This is a genomic window from Streptomyces sp. NBC_01498 (genome assembly GCF_036327775.1).
Lineage (GTDB): Bacteria > Actinomycetota > Actinomycetes > Streptomycetales > Streptomycetaceae > Streptomyces.
This window is the reverse complement of record NZ_CP109598.1, coordinates 631,441-647,971: the sequence shown is the minus strand read 5'-3', so window position 1 is coordinate 647,971 and position 16,531 is coordinate 631,441. Positions and strand designations below refer to the sequence as shown.

General features: G+C 71.7%; 13 protein-coding genes. 7 read left to right on the top strand and 6 right to left on the bottom strand.

Features of this window, described 5'->3' with window-relative positions:
* Positions 1-159 precede the first annotated feature (159 nt).
* The 4 genes from OG875_RS02400 (at position 160) to OG875_RS02385 (ending at position 4,564) form a co-directional block, all read left to right on the top strand.
* Positions 160-969 carry a (2Fe-2S)-binding protein gene (locus OG875_RS02400; RefSeq protein ID WP_330172536.1) on the top strand — a complete coding sequence of 270 codons (810 nt, stop codon included), beginning with the start codon at positions 160-162 and terminating at the stop codon, positions 967-969.
* A 40-nt stretch (positions 970-1,009) separates the two neighbouring features.
* Entirely contained in the window at positions 1,010-2,197 is a 1,188-nt protein-coding gene (glgA, locus tag OG875_RS02395) for a glycogen synthase (protein ID WP_330177573.1), read from the top strand.
* Between the two features lie 46 nt (positions 2,198-2,243).
* The gene (gene glgC / locus OG875_RS02390) at positions 2,244-3,461 is read left to right on the top strand and encodes a glucose-1-phosphate adenylyltransferase (protein WP_330172535.1); all 1,218 of its coding nucleotides are present in this window, start codon (positions 2,244-2,246) and stop codon (positions 3,459-3,461) included.
* Between the two features lie 227 nt (positions 3,462-3,688).
* Positions 3,689-4,564: an alpha/beta fold hydrolase gene (locus OG875_RS02385; protein ID WP_330177572.1), complete on the top strand. Its 876-nt coding sequence runs from the start codon at positions 3,689-3,691 to the stop codon at positions 4,562-4,564.
* 284 nt (positions 4,565-4,848) lie between these two features.
* Here the strand turns inward: OG875_RS02385 and OG875_RS02380 are convergent, their stop codons facing one another.
* The 5 genes from OG875_RS02380 to OG875_RS02360 form a co-directional block, all read right to left on the bottom strand.
* The gene (locus OG875_RS02380; protein ID WP_330172534.1) at positions 4,849-5,898 is read right to left on the bottom strand and encodes an ABC transporter permease; all 1,050 of its coding nucleotides are present in this window, start codon (positions 5,896-5,898) and stop codon (positions 4,849-4,851) included.
* A complete protein-coding gene (locus tag OG875_RS02375) occupies positions 5,895-6,857 on the bottom strand; it encodes an ABC transporter permease (RefSeq protein WP_330172533.1) in 963 nt (320 codons plus the stop codon). The genes OG875_RS02380 and OG875_RS02375 overlap by 4 nt, the downstream gene beginning before the upstream one ends.
* Complete coding sequence (locus OG875_RS02370) at positions 6,850-8,469, bottom strand: sugar ABC transporter ATP-binding protein (RefSeq protein WP_330172532.1); 1,620 nt, start codon at positions 8,467-8,469, stop codon at positions 6,850-6,852. The genes OG875_RS02375 and OG875_RS02370 overlap by 8 nt, the downstream gene beginning before the upstream one ends.
* 1 nt (position 8,470) lies before the next feature.
* A complete protein-coding gene (locus OG875_RS02365; protein ID WP_330172531.1) occupies positions 8,471-9,559 on the bottom strand; it encodes an ABC transporter substrate-binding protein in 1,089 nt (362 codons plus the stop codon).
* 251 nt (positions 9,560-9,810) lie between these two features.
* Positions 9,811-10,845 carry a LacI family DNA-binding transcriptional regulator gene (locus OG875_RS02360; protein ID WP_330172530.1) on the bottom strand — a complete coding sequence of 345 codons (1,035 nt, stop codon included), beginning with the start codon at positions 10,843-10,845 and terminating at the stop codon, positions 9,811-9,813.
* Positions 10,846-11,038: 193 nt separating this feature from the next.
* On the opposite strand from OG875_RS02360, the gene OG875_RS02355 reads away from it, so the two are divergent.
* From OG875_RS02355 to OG875_RS02345, 3 genes are all read left to right on the top strand, one after another.
* Positions 11,039-13,654: a PA14 domain-containing protein gene (locus OG875_RS02355; protein ID WP_330172529.1), complete on the top strand. Its 2,616-nt coding sequence runs from the start codon at positions 11,039-11,041 to the stop codon at positions 13,652-13,654.
* Positions 13,655-13,858: 204 nt separating this feature from the next.
* Positions 13,859-14,779: an NADP-dependent oxidoreductase gene (locus OG875_RS02350; RefSeq protein WP_330172528.1), complete on the top strand. Its 921-nt coding sequence runs from the start codon at positions 13,859-13,861 to the stop codon at positions 14,777-14,779.
* Positions 14,776-15,555, top strand: coding sequence for a GNAT family N-acetyltransferase (locus tag OG875_RS02345; protein ID WP_330172527.1), 780 nt, complete (start codon positions 14,776-14,778; stop codon positions 15,553-15,555). The genes OG875_RS02350 and OG875_RS02345 overlap by 4 nt, the downstream gene beginning before the upstream one ends.
* A gap of 99 nt (positions 15,556-15,654) precedes the next feature.
* Here the strand turns inward: OG875_RS02345 and OG875_RS02340 are convergent, their stop codons facing one another.
* Positions 15,655-16,074 (bottom strand): SPW repeat protein, encoded by a 420-nt coding sequence (locus tag OG875_RS02340; RefSeq protein ID WP_330172526.1) that lies wholly within the window; start codon positions 16,072-16,074, stop codon positions 15,655-15,657.
* Between the last annotated feature and the right edge of the window lie 457 nt (positions 16,075-16,531).

Genomic DNA, 16,531 nt, shown 5'->3' with positions numbered 1-16,531 from the left:
CTCGGGTCATTCCCGGGGCGGTCGCCGGGGCCCTCGTCACGGAGCAACGGGCGGCGGACGGTGTTCCGTACCGGGAACCCGTCGTGACCACGGAACGTTACGGACTGTGACGGCAGGTGAGAGCAATGGTGGCGGTCGAGGGCCGGAGAGGGAGGGCGGGTGGATCTCGCGGAGGTCGGATCTGTGGGCGGGTTCTTCGCACTGCGGACGGACGGCGGTCCCCGGACGGGGACGGAGTCGGGGACGGGGCCTGAAACGGCGTGGACGGCGGAAGCGCGGGCGGGCGTGGGGGCGCACGACGGCGCGTACGTCCCTCTCGCGCGGATCTACGCGGGCGACGTCGCGCCGCTGTCCGCGCGCGTCGACACGGTCGCCCGGAGACTCGGCGCCCCCGAGCGCCGGGTCGCGGCGTCCGTCGCGCACCTGGGCCTCGCCGCCCGCCTCTGGTCGGTGGCCCTGGGACCGGCCGCGCTGCACGGCCGGGTACCGGACCTGGACCCGGCCAGGCTGCGCTGGAATCCGGGCGCCTCCGCGCCGGACGACCTCCTGCTGGCCGCGCCGCGCGCCCTGGGCCCTTACGACCCCTCACCGGAGAACCTCGCGGTGTCGGTGCGCGCGGTGGTCCAGTACGGCCACCTCGTCCCGCTGGCGGCGGCCCTGCGCGCCGACGGCGGGATCTCGCCACGCCTGCTGTGGGGCAACGCGGGCTCCGCCCTCGCCGGCGCCGTACGGGAACTGCGCGCCTGGAGCCGCCGGACCGGGCGCCCCGAGGCCGGTGAGCGGGCGGCCCTCATCGGCGCGGCCCTCTTCACCCACCCCGACCTGCGCACCACCGGCGTATCAAGGGACGGGACCTTCCGGCGCCGCAGCTGCTGCCTCTACTACCGTTGCCCCTCCGGCGGCCTCTGCGGGGACTGTGTCTTCGACCGGCCACCGCCACGCCCTTCCGCGCGAGAGGTTTCCGGGTGACCATGACATGGCTGAGATCGTCGGGCGACGGGGGTATGGCGTGAAGGTCGGTCTGCTGACCCGGGAGTTCCCCCCGGACGTCTACGGAGGCGCCGGCGTCCATGTGGAGTTCCTGGCCCGTGAACTGCGCGAGCTGACCGATCTGCGCGTGCACTGCTGGGGCGAGGACGGCGGTCCCGAGGACCGGGCCGCCGGTGTCGTACGCCACCGGGCCGCCGCCGGACTCGACGGCGCCAACGACGCGCTGCGCACGTTCTCCGTGGACCTCGCGATGGCCGCCGCGGCCGAGGGCAGCGATCTGGTGCACTCCCACACCTGGTACGCGGCGCTGGCCGGCCATGTCTCCAAGATGCTGTACGGCATCCCGCACGTGATGACGGCCCACTCGCTGGAGCCCCTGCGCCCCTGGAAGGCCGAGCAGCTCGGCGGCGGGTACGCGCTGTCCGGCTGGGCCGAGCGCACCGCGATAGAGGCCGCGGACGCGGTCGTCGCCGTCTCGCGCGGCATGCGCGCCGACATCCTCGACTGCTACCCCTCGCTCGACCCCGACCGGGTCCGGGTGATCTACAACGGCATCGACACCCGCCTCTACCGGCCGGACCACGGCACCGACGTGCTGGAGCGGATCGGCATCGACCCCGACCGGCCCTTCGTGCTGTTCGTCGGCCGCATCACCCGGCAGAAGGGTGTCCCGCACCTGCTGCGCGCGGCCCGCGCCCTCGACCCGGAGGCCCAGCTGGTGCTCTGCGCGGGCGCACCCGACACGCCGGAGATCGGCCGGGAGTTCCGGGAGCTGGTGGACGAGCTGAGCGGCAGCCGCGACGGGGTGTTCTGGATCCCCGAGATGCTGCCGCGCCCCGACGTCGTCCAGTTGCTGACCCACGCGGCGGTGTTCGCCTGTCCCTCGGTGTACGAACCGCTGGGGATCGTGAACCTGGAGGCGATGGCGTGCGGCACCGCCGTCGTCGCCTCGGCGGTCGGCGGTATCCCGGAGGTCGTCGACGACGGAAGCACCGGCCTGCTGGTGCCGTACGACGAACGGCACCCGGAGGACTTCGAGACCGCTCTCACCGAGACGCTCAACCGGGTGCTGGACGACCCGGAGTCGGCCGCCGCGATGGGCGCGGCGGGACGGGACAGGGCGGTGCGCGAGTTCGGCTGGGACCGGGTGGCCCGGCGTACGTACGAGGTGTACGAAGAGCTGCTCAAGTCCGGTCAGGGCGGGTAGACGGATCCGGACGACCGGTAAGAGGGTCGCGAACAAAGGAGCGGCGATGCGCGGTGGACCTTCGGTGCTCGGGATCGTGCTGGCGGGCGGAGAGGGCAAGCGGCTGATGCCGCTGACGGCCGACCGTGCGAAACCGGCGGTGACCTTCGGCGGCACGTACCGCCTGGTCGACTTCGTCCTGTCGAATCTCGTCAACGGCGACATCATGCGCAACTGCGTCCTCACGCAGTACAAGTCGCACTCGCTGGACCGCCATGTGAGCGTCACCTGGCGGATGTCCAGCCTGCTGGGGAACTACGTGACGCCCGTCCCGGCCCAGCAGCGTCTCGGCCCGCGCTGGTATCTCGGCAGCGCCGACGCGATCCTCCAGTCCCTCAATCTCGTCCACGACGAACAGCCCGACTACATCGCGGTCTTCGGCGCCGACCACGTGTACCGCATGGACCCCCGGCAGATGCTCCAGCGGCACGTCGAGAGCGGCGCCGGGGTGACGGTCGCCGGGATCAGGGTCCCGCGCGCCGAGGCGTCGTCGTTCGGGATCATCACGCCCGGCTCCGACGGCACGACGGTCGACCGGTTCCAGGAGAAGCCGACGGACGTGCCCGGCCTGGCGGACGACCCCGAGCGGGTCTTCGCCTCGATGGGCAACTACCTCTTCACCACCAAGATCCTGGTGGACGCGCTGCACCGGGACGCCGAGGACGAGTCGTCGGTCCACGACATGGGCGGTTCGATCCTGCCGATGCTCACCGAGCAGGGCATGGCGCAGGTCTACGACTTCGACGACAACCACGTCCCCGGCGAGACCCCGCGCGAACACGGCTACTGGCGCGACGTGGGCACCCTCGACTCGTACTACGACGCGCACATGGATCTGATCTCGCACCAGCCCGAGTTCAACCTGGACAACAGACGCTGGCCGATCTACACCCACACGGGCCAGCTGCCGCCCGCGCGGTTCGTGGCGGGCGGCATCGCGAGCGAGTCCATCGTGGGCCCCGGCTGTGTGATCCGGGGGCAGGTGACCCGTTCCGTGCTGTCGCCCGGCGTGGTGATCGAGGAGGGCGCCGTGGTGCAGGGCTCGGTGCTCCACGACAACGTACGGGTGGGCCGGGGCGCGGTGGTCCGCGGCTCGATCCTCGACAAGAACGTCGACGTCCCGCCCGGCGCCACGATCGGCGTCAACCCCGGCCGGGACGAGGAGCTGTACACGGTCTCGAAGAACGGTGTGATCGCCCTCGGCAAGGGCCAACTGGTCGTCTAGCCGCCCCAGTTGGGCGACCCAGTGGGTCGTAACGGTTCTTCTGGCGCCCTGTCCGGCGGATGCGCGCGGGACAGGGCCCGGAGGCCGTCCGCGTCGGCCGGCCGGGGGAATTCACCTCGCCTCGCGTGAAAGGCCGGGGCAGGCAGGACCTTTGCGCCGGCGCAAGGCCCTGACCAGGGGAAAGTCCGTTCGAATCGCGGTCCGGGCGTGGCGGTGGCGGTCGTATGATGCTCCGCGTGAGCCAGTTGTTGACCCTTGAGCGGCCCTCCCACACGCGCACGTGGAGCATGCCCACCGCCCGTGGCGAATTCGCCGTGCTGGACACGGCGCCGATGGACGCCGCTCCGTATCGGGGGGTCGCCCTCCTCGTGCCGGGCTTCCTGGGCAGCAAGGAAGACTTCCTGCCCCTGCTTTCCGGGCTGAGCGAGGGCGGCTACCGTGTCGTCGCCCTGGACGGCCGGGGGCAGTACGAGACCGGCGCCGCGTCGTCCGAGCCCTCGTACACACAGGTCGAACTGGCCCGTGATGTCATGGCCGTCGCACGGCGGCTCGACGCGGGCGCCGTGCACCTGCTGGGCCACTCCTACGGCGGCATGATCGCCCGAGCCGCCGTGCTCGACAGCTCGGGCGACCGCTCCCTGTGGGCGTCGCTGACTCTCATGAACGTCGGCCCGGGACCGGTTTCCGCGGGACAGCGGGAGCGATTGGGAATGCTGCTCACGGGCCTGGAATCCATGTCGCCGGACGAGCTCTGGCCGTTCGTCCGCCAGCGGCGGAGCGAGGCGGCGGAGGAGGTGCGGGAATTCCTGCACCGGCGCTGGCTCGCGAATGTTCCGGCACATCTGGCCGCGGCGGCCGGTCAGATGCGGGGCGAGACCGATCGCACCCCGCAACTGGCCCGGATCGACCTTCCCAAGGCGGTGCTGTCGGGTTCCCCCGACGGCACCTGGTCCCCGGAAGAGGTCGAAGAAATGGCGCACCGTCTGGGAGCGCGTCTCGTCCCGTTGCCGGGAGGCGGACATTCGCCCAATGTCCACCTCCCGGACGAAACGGCCTCCGCACTGGTCGATTTCTGGGACCGGAGCGCGGCGAGCCCCCGCTAGGCCGTGTCTGACAAATATCGCCCGGCGCGCGACGCCCGTCACGCACGCTCTCCCCCGAAGCCCCCGAGGGGGCACGGGAGGTGCCCCCTGTGTGGTCGGGGTCGGCCACGTACGCCCGGACCGTTCACGACGACGATCCTCCGCCTCGCGAGCGCACGCACCGGCGGGGACATCAGCCGCTCCGCGACGGGCGCACGCCCCGCCCTGCGGGCGGACGGCACGATTTGTCAGACCCGGCCTGGGCGCCGTGGCGCACCCGCTCGCGCCGGTGCCCGCCGGTCGCGTCACATCATCCGGCGCCGCCGGCCCAGCCAGGTCTGGGCGATCACCACGACCGCCAGGAAGGCGCCGCTGACGACCTGCTGGTACGCGGAGTCCAGCGACCCGATCTGGTTGATGACGTTCTGGATGACCTTCAGCAGCAGAACACCCACCAGCGACCCGCTGATGAAGCCGAAGCCACCGGTCAGCAGGGTGCCGCCGATGACGACCGCCGCGATCGCCTCCAGCTCCATGCCGGTGCCGAGGATCGTCACGCCCGAGACCAGCCAGGCCGCGTTCAGCGCCCCGGCCAGCCCGGCGCACAGCCCGGACAGGGTGTAGACGGCGATCTTCGTACGGGCCACGGGGGCACCCATCAGGGCCGCCGCGTCCTCGTTGCCGCCGACCGCGTACACGTACTGGCCGAACCTGCCGCGCCGCAGCGCCACGGCCCCCGCGACGAACAGGGCCGCCGTGATCCACACCGGCACCCCGACGCCCAGCAGTTTCTCCTGCCCGAGGCTCGCGAAGAACGACGACTCGTCCACCAGATAGGTCGTGGAGCCCTCGTCGGTGACGGCCAGCAGGATGCCGCGCGCGGCGAGCATCGCCGCCAGCGTGACGATGAACGGCGCCAGCCGCGCCCTCGCGATCAGCAGGCCGTTGACCAGTCCGATCAGACCGCAGACGGCCAGCGGCAGGAGCAGCGCGACCAGGGTGCCGTACCGCGACCCCCAGGCGGCGAGGACCCCGCCGAGCGCGAACAGCGACCCGACGGACAGGTCGATCCCGCCCGTGATGATCACAAAGGTCATGCCGAGGGCGACGATCGCCAGGAACGCCGAGGAGACCGCCATGTTCTCCAGGTTGTCGCCGGTCAGGAAGGTGTCGAAGCCGATCGACGCGCCGACGGCCACGAGCACCAGCGTGACCAGCGCGCCGTGCTGCTGGGCGAGGGCGCTCAGCGCCTCCGCCCGGCTCGCGCCGAGCGGCGCCTCGTCGGAGCCGTCCCCGGCGGGGGAGGGCCCGCCGCCCGTGGCGGACGCCGGGCGTTCCGTGTGGGTGTGGGTCATCGCTTTCCCCGTTCGCGTGCCGCGTAGACCGCCAGCACGATCACGACGGCCTGGGCGATCTGCGTCCAGGACGGCGGCAGATCGTGCTTGATGAGGGTCGCCGTCAGCAGCTGGATCAGTACGGCCCCGGCGACCGTGCCGCCGATACGGATCCGCCCGCCGCTCAGCGGCGTGCCGCCCACGACCACGGCGGTGATCGCCGACAGCTCCATCAGCGTGCCCAGCGAGGTCGGGTCGCTGGCCTGGAGCCGCGCGGTGGCCAGCACGCCCGCGATCGCGGCGAGCACCCCGGCGATGACATAGACGGTGATCAGCACCCGGCGCACCGGCAGCCCGGCGAGCCGCGCGGCCGGCCGGCTGTCGCCGATCGCCAGCAGTTGCCGCCCGAAGGTCGTACGCCGCACGGTGAATCCGACGGCCAGGGCCAGTGCGGCGGCGATCAGTACGAGATACGGGACACCGAACAGGTCGCCCGTGCCGAGCGAGGCCATCCCCGGGTCGCGTACGTCCTTCAACTGCGGCAGCAGGACCAGGGCGACGCCCCGTACCGCGACCATCAGCGCCAGCGTGGCGACGATGGGCTGGACGCCGATGAACGCGATGAGCGACCCGTTGGCGAGCCCGACGACGGCGCCGCCCAGCATCGCCACGACCAGCGCGACCCACGGGCCGTAGCCCAGATACAACGACAGCAGGGACGTCGAGAGGGCCATCACGGAGCCCACCGACAGGTCGACGCCCTCGCTGCCGATCGCCAGCGCCATGCCCAGCGCGACGATCAGCACGGGCGCCACCTGCACGGCCTGGGTACGGAAGTTCTCCGTGGACAGGAAGTGCGGCGTGAGCGCGATGTTGACCAGCAGCAGGACGGCGACGCCCGCGTACACCCCGTACTCCTGGAGCAGCCGCAGCAGCCGAGCGCGGTCCACCGGGGCGCCCTTCAGGGCGAGTTCAGTCATGGTCCCTCTCCCCTCCCGAGGAGGCCGGGCCGGCCGGCGCCGTACCCGGAGTCACGGGGTGCGCCACCAGCGCCGCCGCGTCCGGGGCGACCGTCTTCAGCTCCGCGTCCGACTCCGGCGCCGCGGCGATCGCCCGCATCAGCCGGTCCTCCGTGACGTCGTCCCCGGTCAACTCCGCCACCACGGCACCGTCCTTGAGGACCACCACCCGGTCCGACCCCTCGATCAGCTCCTCCATGTCGGAGGAGATCAGCAGCACCGCGAGCCCCTCGTCGGCGAGTTCGTCGATCAGGCCCTGCACCTCGGCCTTGGCGCCCACGTCGATGCCCCGGGTCGGCTCGTCCAGCAGCAGCACCTTCGGCCGCATCGCCAGCCAGCGGGCCAGCAGCACCTTCTGCTGGTTGCCGCCGGACAGTTCACCGACCTTCTGGTGCGGCCCGGACGCCTTGATCCGCAGCCGCTCCATGAAGGTGGCGACGATCCGGTCGATCCTGGCGTCGTCCACCAGGCCGAACCGGGAGAGCCCGGGAAGCGCGGCCAGCGCGATGTTCTCCCGGACCGACAGCCCGGGGACGATGCCCTCGGCCTTGCGGTCCTCGGGCAGCAGGCTCACCCCGGCCCGGATGGCGGCGGGCGTGGAGCCCGTACGGACGGCGGCACCGGCCACCACCACACTCCCCGAGTCCGGCGGCAGCGCGCCCGCGATGGCCTTGGCCGTCTCGCTGCGCCCCGAGCCGAGCAGCCCGCCGAGGCCCACGACCTCACCGGGCCGGATCTCGACAGACACCTGGCGCAAGGTGTGACGAACCGTCAGATCCGTTGCGGAGAGCACCGGTTCGCCCGACGCGTGGTGGTCGCCGGTGAACTTGGTGACCCCCTCGCCGCGCACCTCGCCCATCTCGCGCCCGAGCATCAGCGACACCAGCCGCAGCCGCTCCAGCTCCGCGATCGGCCCGGTGTGCACGAGCCGGCCGTCGCGCAGCACCGTGACCGTGTCGCACACCTCGTACAGCTCGTCCAGCCGGTGGCTCACGTACACCACCGCGATACCGCGCTCCCGGAGCATCCGGATCACCCCGAACAGGGTGCGCACCTCACGAGGCTCCAGCGAGGACGTCGGCTCGTCCATCACGACCACCCGCGCGTCGACGGAGACCGCCCGCGCGAGGGCCACCATCTGCTGCGCGCCGACGCCCAGTGTCCGCAGCGGACGCCGGACGTCGACCCGCAGCCCCAGCGTGCGCAGTGCCTCGTCGGCCTCGCGGTGCATCCGGCGGAAGTCGATGAGCCCCAGCCGGTTCCGGGGCTCGCGCCCCAGGAACAGATTGCGCGCCACGCTCATCAGCGGGACGAGGTTGACCTCCTGGTAGATGGTGGAGATCCCGGCGTGCTGCGCCTCCAGCGGGGTCTGGAAGCGCACCGGCCGCCCGTCGTACACGATCTCGCCCGCGTCGGGCCGGTACACACCGGTGAGCACCTTGATGAGGGTGGACTTCCCGGCGCCGTTCTCGCCGATGAGCGCGTGGACCTCGCCCGGCAGGGCGGCGAAGTCCACGCCGTCGAGCGCGCGGGCGCCCGGGAAGGTCTTGGTCAGACCGGTGACCGACAGCACGTCAGTAGGCCTTGCCCAGATCGGCCTCGGCGTTCTCCGGGGTGTAGGCGCCGTCCTGGATGACGATGTTCTGCGACACCTTCTCGCCCTTGGTGAAGGCGTCGAGGGTCTGGAACGCGAGCGGCCCGAAGCGCGGGTTGGACTCCACGACCCCGGAGATCCAGCCGTCCACGATGCCCTGGACGGCGTTGCGGGTGCCGTCGACCGTCACGATCTTGACGTCCCCGGCCTTCTTGCCCGCGCCCTTCAGGGCGTTGACCGCGCCGAGGCCCATCTCGTCGTTCTCGGCGTAGATCCCCGTGATGCCGGGGTTCGACTGGATGAGCTGCTCGGTGACCTGCTGGCCCTTCTCCCGGGCGAACTCGCCGGTCTGCTCGAACACCACCTTCAGCCCGGGGGCCTCGGCCGCGATCCGGTCCTTGAAGCCCTTGGTGCGCTCGGTGGTGACGTTGTTGCCCGCCGCGCCGAGCAGGATCGCGACCTCGCCCTTGCCGCCGGTCGCCTCGATCATCTGGTCCGCCGCGCGCCTGCCCTGCTCGATGAAGTCCGAGCCGATGAAGGACACGTAGTCCTTGCAGGCGGCGGCGTTGATCTTGCGGTCGATGGTGACGATCGGGATCTTCTTCGCCGCGGCGCTGCGCAGCACCGGGCCCCAGCCGTCGGAGTTGAGGGGCGCGATCACCAGCAGGTCGGCGCCCTTGGCGATCAGGTCCTGGACGTCGCTGATCTGCTTGGAGAACTGCGTCTGGGCGTTGGCGGACAGCAGGGTGACCCCCCGGGCCTTCGCCTCGGCCTTGATGGACGCGGTCTCGGCGATCCGGAAGGGGTTGGCCTCCTTCTCGGACTGGGAGAAGCCGACCGTGGCGCTCTTGAGGTCGGTCTTCGCACCGCCGAACTGCGTGAGGTCGCAGGTCTTGTCGTCCGCGCCGGGCGTGGCGACGACCTGGCCGCTGTCCTTGTCGCCGGCCGCGGAGCCCTTGTCGGACGCGTCGTCCTCGGACTTGGCACAGCCGCTGAGCGCCAGCGCGCCGACGAGACTCGCGGCGAGGACGGTAGTGGTGGTGGTACGGCGGACGGCGGAAAGCTTCATGGGAATCCCCATCTCGGCGCGGCCCCGCGACCGGGACACTCGCGGCAGGTCGGCTCGTACGGACTGGCGAACGGACGGACGGGAGAGCTGTCATGACGTGTCGTCACATCGACGGCGCGTCACCACGGCGGCCCGACCGGACGGCGGGAGCGGATGTGCGGGAGTCGTTCGGAACGGTTTTTACATCGTTGTACGGAACCTGTAAACCCTTCGCGCGATAACAGCCGTGCGCGCGGGGCCCGTTGGGCCCGTCAGCGGCCGTCCCGGTGGCGGCCGAGCGTGCTCTCCCGCTCCACCAGCCGGAAGTCCGCCCGGAGTTCACGGGAGCCGTTGCCCACCGGGTCCCCGGTGCCCAGCAGCCGGTTCACCACCGAACGCACCGCGAGCCGGGCGATGGTGCCCTTGTCCGGGGAGATCGTGGTGAGGGTCACCGTGCCGTAGCGGCCCTCGGTGATGTCGTCGAAGCCGACGACGGCCACGTCCTCGGGGACCCGCAGACCCCGTTCGGACAGCACCCGCATCGCCCCTATGGCGATCAGGTCGTTGTACGCGAACACCGCGTCCGGCGTCACTCCCGAGTCGAGCAGCCGGTTCATCGCGTCGGCGCCGTTGGCGTGGTCCCAGCCACCGGTCGGGGCGATCAGCGAGTCCGGTGCCGGGAGCCCCGCCGCGTCCAGTTCGGCACGCCAGCCGCGCAGCCGCAGATGCGACGGCTCGTTGACCCGGTCGGTCCGGGCGCCCAGGAACGCGATCGTGGACCGGCCGAGACCGAGCAGATGCCGTACCGCCGTCCGGGCGGCGGCCACGTTGTCGATCGCGATGTGATCGTACGGCAGGTCGTACTCCCGCTCGCCGAGCAGCACCAGCGGCGCGTCCTGGTCGCGGCCGAGCAGGTCCTCCGGCTCCAGCTCGATCGGGCTCAGGATCAGCCCGTCGATCACCCGCGCCCGGAACCCCTGGCTGACCAGGATCTCCTGCTCCCGGCGGCCCCCCGTGTGGTCGAGCAGCACCGTGTACTCGTGCTCCGCCGCCACGTCGATCACCGCGCCCGCCAGCTCCGCGAAGTACGGGTTGCCCAGCTCGGGCACGGCCAGGGCGATGATCCCGGTGCGTCCCTTGCGCAGATGACGGGCCGTGAGATTCGGCCGGTAGCCCAGCTCGTCGATGGCCAGCTGGACCCGGGCCCGCATCGCCGGGGTGACATGCCGGTAGTTGTTCACCACGTTCGACACGGTCTTGATGGAAACGCCCGCGCGTTCCGCGACGTCCTTGAGGCTGACGGTCACCGTATGTCCCCTCCGAGGCCGGCCCGAAGACCGCCCCTGCCCAATCTGTACAACGTTATATACGGTGCGCACCCGTGCTTTGTCATGGCTCTGGACAGCAAGTGGAAGGGCATGTTGTCATGCCAACTGCCGTTCCTTCCAACGTTGTACAGACCGTCGCTACGAGCCGCCACCGCAGCAGCACGGAGGATTTGTGCGCATCAGAAGAAAACTGGCCCTCCTTCTCGCCCCGCTCCTGGGCGTCGCCGGACTCACCGCGGTCCCGGCCGCGTCGGCCGCGGACGACCCGGTCGTGCCCCACGGCCTCAAGGGCGAGTACTACTCCTCGTCCGCCCCCGGCGCCTTCGACTTCCACGAACTGAAGGCGACCGGATTCGATCCCTCGATCGACTTCGACTCCCTCGACAACCGGCTCGCCACGGCCACCGGAAACGCCGATCACGCCTCCGTCCGCTGGACCGGCAGGATCGTCCCGGAGAGCAGCGGCGCCCACACCTTCTCGATGATCGGTGACAACGGGTTCCGGCTCTGGATCGACGGCGAGATCGCCATCGACCACTGGGTCAACGACTGGGAGAAGGAACAGACCGCCGACCCCGTCGAACTGACCGGAGGACAGGCGTACGACATCAAGGTCGAGTACTTCGAGGACGTCGGCGGCTCCAATCTCCATCTGAACTGGACCGAACCCGGCGGCGCCAAGGAACCGGTGCCCACCTCGGCCTTCCGCCTCCCCGACGGTTACGCGTACGACGGCGCCGTCGCCGCCACCGTCCTCGCCGACGGCCGCACCCTGCGGATGGAGTTCGCGCAGGAGATCGCCGCGCCCCCGGCCGGGCTCGCCGGCCACCTCGACGCCGTCATCGGCGGCGCCGAGTGGCCGCTGGCCTCGGTGAAGCGGGACCCCGCCGACCGGCGCGCCCTGCTCGTCGGGCTGACGGAACCGGTGGTCGGACAGGGCGGCACCGCGGACATCCGGTACGACGGCGCCGGCGGGCTCGTGTCGGTGGACGCCGACCCCGTGGAGCCGTTCTGGAGCAGCGGGCCGAACACGTCCGAGTACCAGCTCACCACCCCCTGGGCGAAGGAGGTCGGGCCCGAGAACGCGCTGCCCGAGTACCCGCGCCCCCAGATGACCCGGGACGCCTGGCGCAGCCTCAACGGGCAGTGGCAGTTCGCCGCCGCCGAAGAGGGCGAGCGGCCCCCGGTGGGCCGGAAACTGAGCGAGAAGATCCTGGTCCCGTACCCCGTCGAATCGCGGCTCTCCGGGCTCGAACGCCACGAGGACCGGATGTGGTACCGCCGTACCTTCACCGTGCCGGACACCTGGGGCGTCGGTGCCGGGGAGCGCCGGGGAGGGCCGGACAAGCGGCTCAAGCTGAACTTCGACGCCGTCGACTGGCAGGCCACCGTCTACGTCAACGGGACGAAGGTCACCGAGCACAAGGGCGGTTACGACCGGTTCACCGCGGACATCACCGATGCCCTCAAGCCCGGCCGTACCCAGGAACTGATCGTCGGCGTGTACGACCCGACGGACGCCGCCGACGGCGAGAACCCGCCCATGGGCAAGCAGCGACTCGACCCGAGCGGCATCTTCTACACCTCCTCCTCCGGCATCTGGCAGACCGTCTGGATGGAGCCGGTCGCCGCCGACCACGCCGACTCGCTGAGGCTCACCCCGGACGTCGCGGGCGAGAAGCTGGCGGTCGAGGTGCGCGGCGTACGTGACGGGGTGCCGGTCACGGCCACCGCGTACGACGGCAAACGGAAGGTGGGCACGGTCCGGGGCCGTACGGGCACGGCGCTCGGCCTGCCGGTGCCCGCCCCCCGGCTCTGGTCGCCGGACGACCCGCATCTGTACACGCTGGACGTCCGGGTCGGCGACGCGCGGACGGGTGACCGGCTGGGCAGCTACTTCGGCATGCGTTCCATCGCCGTCGAGAAGGTCGGCGGAGTGCCGCGCACGGTGCTCAACGGTGAGCCGGTCTTCCTGATGGCCACCCTCGACCAGGGCTTCTGGCCGGACGGACTGCACACCGCGCCGACGGACGAGGCACTGGCGTTCGACCTCAAGAAGCACAAGGAGCTCGGCTACAACTCCGTGCGCAAGCACATCAAGGTGGAGCCCGACCGGTGGTTCTACTGGGCGGACAAGCTCGGCCTGCTCGTCTGGCAGGACATGCCGTCGATGCCGAAGTCCCCGGACACCCGCGCCGCCGCCCAGTTCGAGCACGAGATGAAGGAGATGATCGACCAGCACGCGAGCAGCCCGTCGGTGATCATGTGGGTGCCCTTCAACGAGGGCTGGGGCCAGTACGACCAGGCGCGGATCGCCGACCAGGCCAAGGGCTGGGACCCGACCCGGCTGGTCAACAACATGAGCGGCGTCAACTGCTGCGGGGCCGTCGACGGCAAGAACGGCGACATCGCCGACGCGCACGGCTATCCGACACCGCTGCTGCCCGCGCCGGACGGGAAACGGGCGCTGGTCACCGGCGAGTACGGGGGCCTCGGCCTCGCGGTGCCGGGCCACGCCTGGCCGGTCCAGCACACCTATGTGGGCGTCGACAAGGAGAAGTACACCGACGAGTACCTGGGCCAGCTCGACAACGTGCGCGACCTCGCCTGCCGGGGCAGCAACGGAGCCGTCTACACCCAGATCACCGACGTGGAAGGGGAGTTGAACGGCCTGCTCAGCTACGACCGCAAGGTGATGAAGCCGGACGTCCAGCGGCTTCGGGCGGCGCACGACGCCCTGATCCGCGACGCGTCCGACCCGGCGTCCATGGAGTGCGGGACCTCCTGACGCCCGGGGCCCGTCGTCCGGATGGGGTACGGCACGAGCCGGACGACAGGCCCCCCACGTGAGCCGCGGGCGCCGGACCGGGGACCCCGGCGCCCGCGGCCCACCGGGAAGCCGGTCGCCGGGAATAAGCAGGTCCGGGGTGTGACTTGACATTGCTGCCGCACCGTCGCGGCCACCGACGTCAGCAGTCAGAGCGAGGATCCCATGCCCCAGGCGTACGTCTACACCCGGTTCGGCGGCCCGGAGGGCGAAGCCTTCACCGACCTGCCGAAGCCGGTCCCCGGCCCCGGTGAACTGCTCGTCGCCGTCCGCGCGGCCGGGGTCAACCCGGTCGACTGGAAGCTGCGCGGCGGCTACACCCGGCCCGGTTCGACCCGGCCTCCGCTGCCCACCGTGTTCGGCAGCGAGGCGTCCGGCGTGGTCGAGGGGATCGGCGAGGGGGTGCGCGGATTCGCCGTGGGCGACGCCGTCTTCGGCTCCACCCTCACCGGCGGATACGCCGAGTACACCCTGCTGCCCGCCGCGATCACCGCGCACAAGCCGGACGCCGTGTCGTTCACGGACGCGGCGGCCCTGCCGGTCGCCGGGGCGACCGCGTACGACGGCGTCCGGCAGCTCGCCCTGCCCGCCGGCGCGACCCTGCTGATCACCGGCGCCGGAGGCGGTGTCGGTGTGGCCGCGACACAGATCGCGACCGCCGCCGGCATCCGGGTCGTCGGCACGGCGAGCGCGGGCAAGAAGGATTTCGTGGAGTCGCTGGGCGCGGTCCACGTCCCGCCCGGCCCCGGGCTCCAGGAGCGGGTACGGGCCGCCGCGCCCCAGGGCGTCGACGCGGTCTTCGACCTGGTCGGCGGCGCCGACCTGGACGCCGTCGCCGGGCTCGTCCCCGACCTGGCCCGGCTGATCAGCGCGGGCGACAAGCCGCGGGTCGTGACCCTGGGCGGCGCGGCCGTCGTACGGCTGCGCACCGCCGCCGTCCTCGACGAGGTCGCCGCGCTGGTGGTGGCCGGGAGCCTGCGGCCTTACGTGACCCGGACGTTCCCGCTGGCCGAGGCGGGCGCCGCGCTGCGCGCCGTGGAGGACGGCCACGCCCTCGGCAAGATCGTCATCGAGGTGGGCGCGTGAGCGGGGCGCCGGGGCTTTCGCCGGGCGGCGGGTCGTACCACCCGCTGGACGATCCCGTACTGGCCGGACTGACCGGCCCGCACGCGCGCTTCGCCGAACGGCGCGGCCGGGTGCTCGGCTACCGGCCCGAGATCTCCACCTGGCTCGCCCTGCCCGACGACCCGGACGCCCGGGACTGGACGGACGCCGCCGCCCTGGTCGGGGCCGACGGGACGGCCACGCTCGCCGGGGCCGACGTCCTGCCGCCGGACGACTGGGAGGTCGTCTTCCGGGCGGAGGGCGTGCAACTGGTCGCCCACACCCTGCGCGCGGTCCCCGACGAGGAGGCGGTGGTGCTCGGCCCCGCCGACGTACCGGAGATGCTGGACCTGGTGGAGCGCACCCGGCCGGGGCCGTTCCGGCCGGGCACCGTCGAGCTGGGCACGTATCTGGGCATCCGCCGGGACGGCGCGCTGGTGGCCATGGCGGGGGAGCGGATGCGCCCGCCGGGCTGGACCGAGATCAGCGCGGTCTGCACGGCGCCGGAGCACCGGGGCCGGGGGCTGGCCGCCCGGCTGATCCTGGCGGTCGCCGCCGGGATCGAGGAGCGGGGCGACATCCCGTTCCTCCAGGCCGCGGCGGACAACGCGAACGCCGTCCGGCTCTACGAGACGCTCGGTTTCCGGCTGCGGCGCCGGCTGCCGTTCCTGGGCATCCGCGTACCGGAGCCGTCCGGCCTCCCCGCGCCGGACGGGACACGGGACGCCTCCGGGGTCCCGGCGGCGGCCGGCGGCTGAGGTCCCGCTGCCCGTCCGACCGCGCCCGCGCATGGCGACGGGGTGGGCGGACGGTCCGTCACAACCGTCCACCCACCCCGCCGGGCAGGGTTTATCCGGCTACGTGCGCAGCGGCCGGCCCGAACGGCCCGCCCGCTTGCGCATCCGGCCCGCCCTCAGTGCCGCGCCCGCGCAGACCAGGCCCAGCACGGCCACGAGAGCGCCGGGGATGACGCCGCTCAGGAACACGCCGCGGTCCGGGCTGGAACCGACGACCCATGGCGCCGCCACCATCCAGGCACCCATCAGGATCAGGGCCCAGCTGAAGCCGTACGTCCGGGTCGGCGTGGCCGAGAACACGAGGGCCAGACCGGCGATCGCGATTCCCATGACCACGTTGTGGATCACCAGACCCGGCTGACTGGTCGTGAAGTGCAGGATCCACGGTGAGAGGGCGATGAACAGCCCGGCCAGAAATATCGGGCCGTCCAGCAGGGCCACATCACGCCCACCGAGCACACGGGCGTACCTGGCCCGCATCTCCGGAGCGTCAGGGTGAGAGCCTATGTCTCCCCTGGTGTCCATATCACCCGGGCGGGCGCCTGCGTCCCGCCTGGTGTCGGTAACACCGGGGCGACCTGTGTCTCCCCTGGTGTGTGAAACATCGGCCATCAGTCTCGACTCCTTCGCTCTGAGTGGTGCGCCGTGCTGCACCTGATCGAGCGGTACATGACCATTCTGCCCCCTATTCACCTTTATGTGTAATTGGGGGCGAAATAAATGCCGGGCACCCCATGGCAAACTGTTCGGGGCCGCTCGGCCGGACGGCCCAGCACGGCGGGCGCGACCGGCCCCGGACGGACGAGTGACCCGACCGGGTGACCGACGAGTGAAGAGGGAACGCACCGGCGATGACGTTGACACAGGACGGGACCACACTCGGCGAGAGCGGACCTGACACCGGGACCGCCGTCGGCGAGACCGGCCCGGACGTCGG

Excerpts from the sequence above, each read along its gene's own strand:
- OG875_RS02380 (WP_330172534.1), bottom strand. The coding sequence starts at position 5,898 with ATGACCCACACCCACACGGAACGCCCGGCGTCCGCCACGGGCGGCGGG.
- OG875_RS02340 (WP_330172526.1), bottom strand. The coding sequence starts at position 16,074 with ATGCGGGCCAGGTACGCCCGTGTGCTCGGTGGGCGTGATGTGGCCCTG.
- OG875_RS02375 (WP_330172533.1), bottom strand. The coding sequence starts at position 6,857 with ATGACTGAACTCGCCCTGAAGGGCGCCCCGGTGGACCGCGCTCGGCTG.
- OG875_RS02350 (WP_330172528.1), top strand. The coding sequence starts at position 13,859 with ATGCCCCAGGCGTACGTCTACACCCGGTTCGGCGGCCCGGAGGGCGAA.
- OG875_RS02385 (WP_330177572.1), top strand. The coding sequence starts at position 3,689 with ATGCTCCGCGTGAGCCAGTTGTTGACCCTTGAGCGGCCCTCCCACACG.
- glgC (WP_330172535.1), top strand. The coding sequence starts at position 2,244 with ATGCGCGGTGGACCTTCGGTGCTCGGGATCGTGCTGGCGGGCGGAGAG.
- OG875_RS02365 (WP_330172531.1), bottom strand. The coding sequence starts at position 9,559 with ATGAAGCTTTCCGCCGTCCGCCGTACCACCACCACTACCGTCCTCGCC.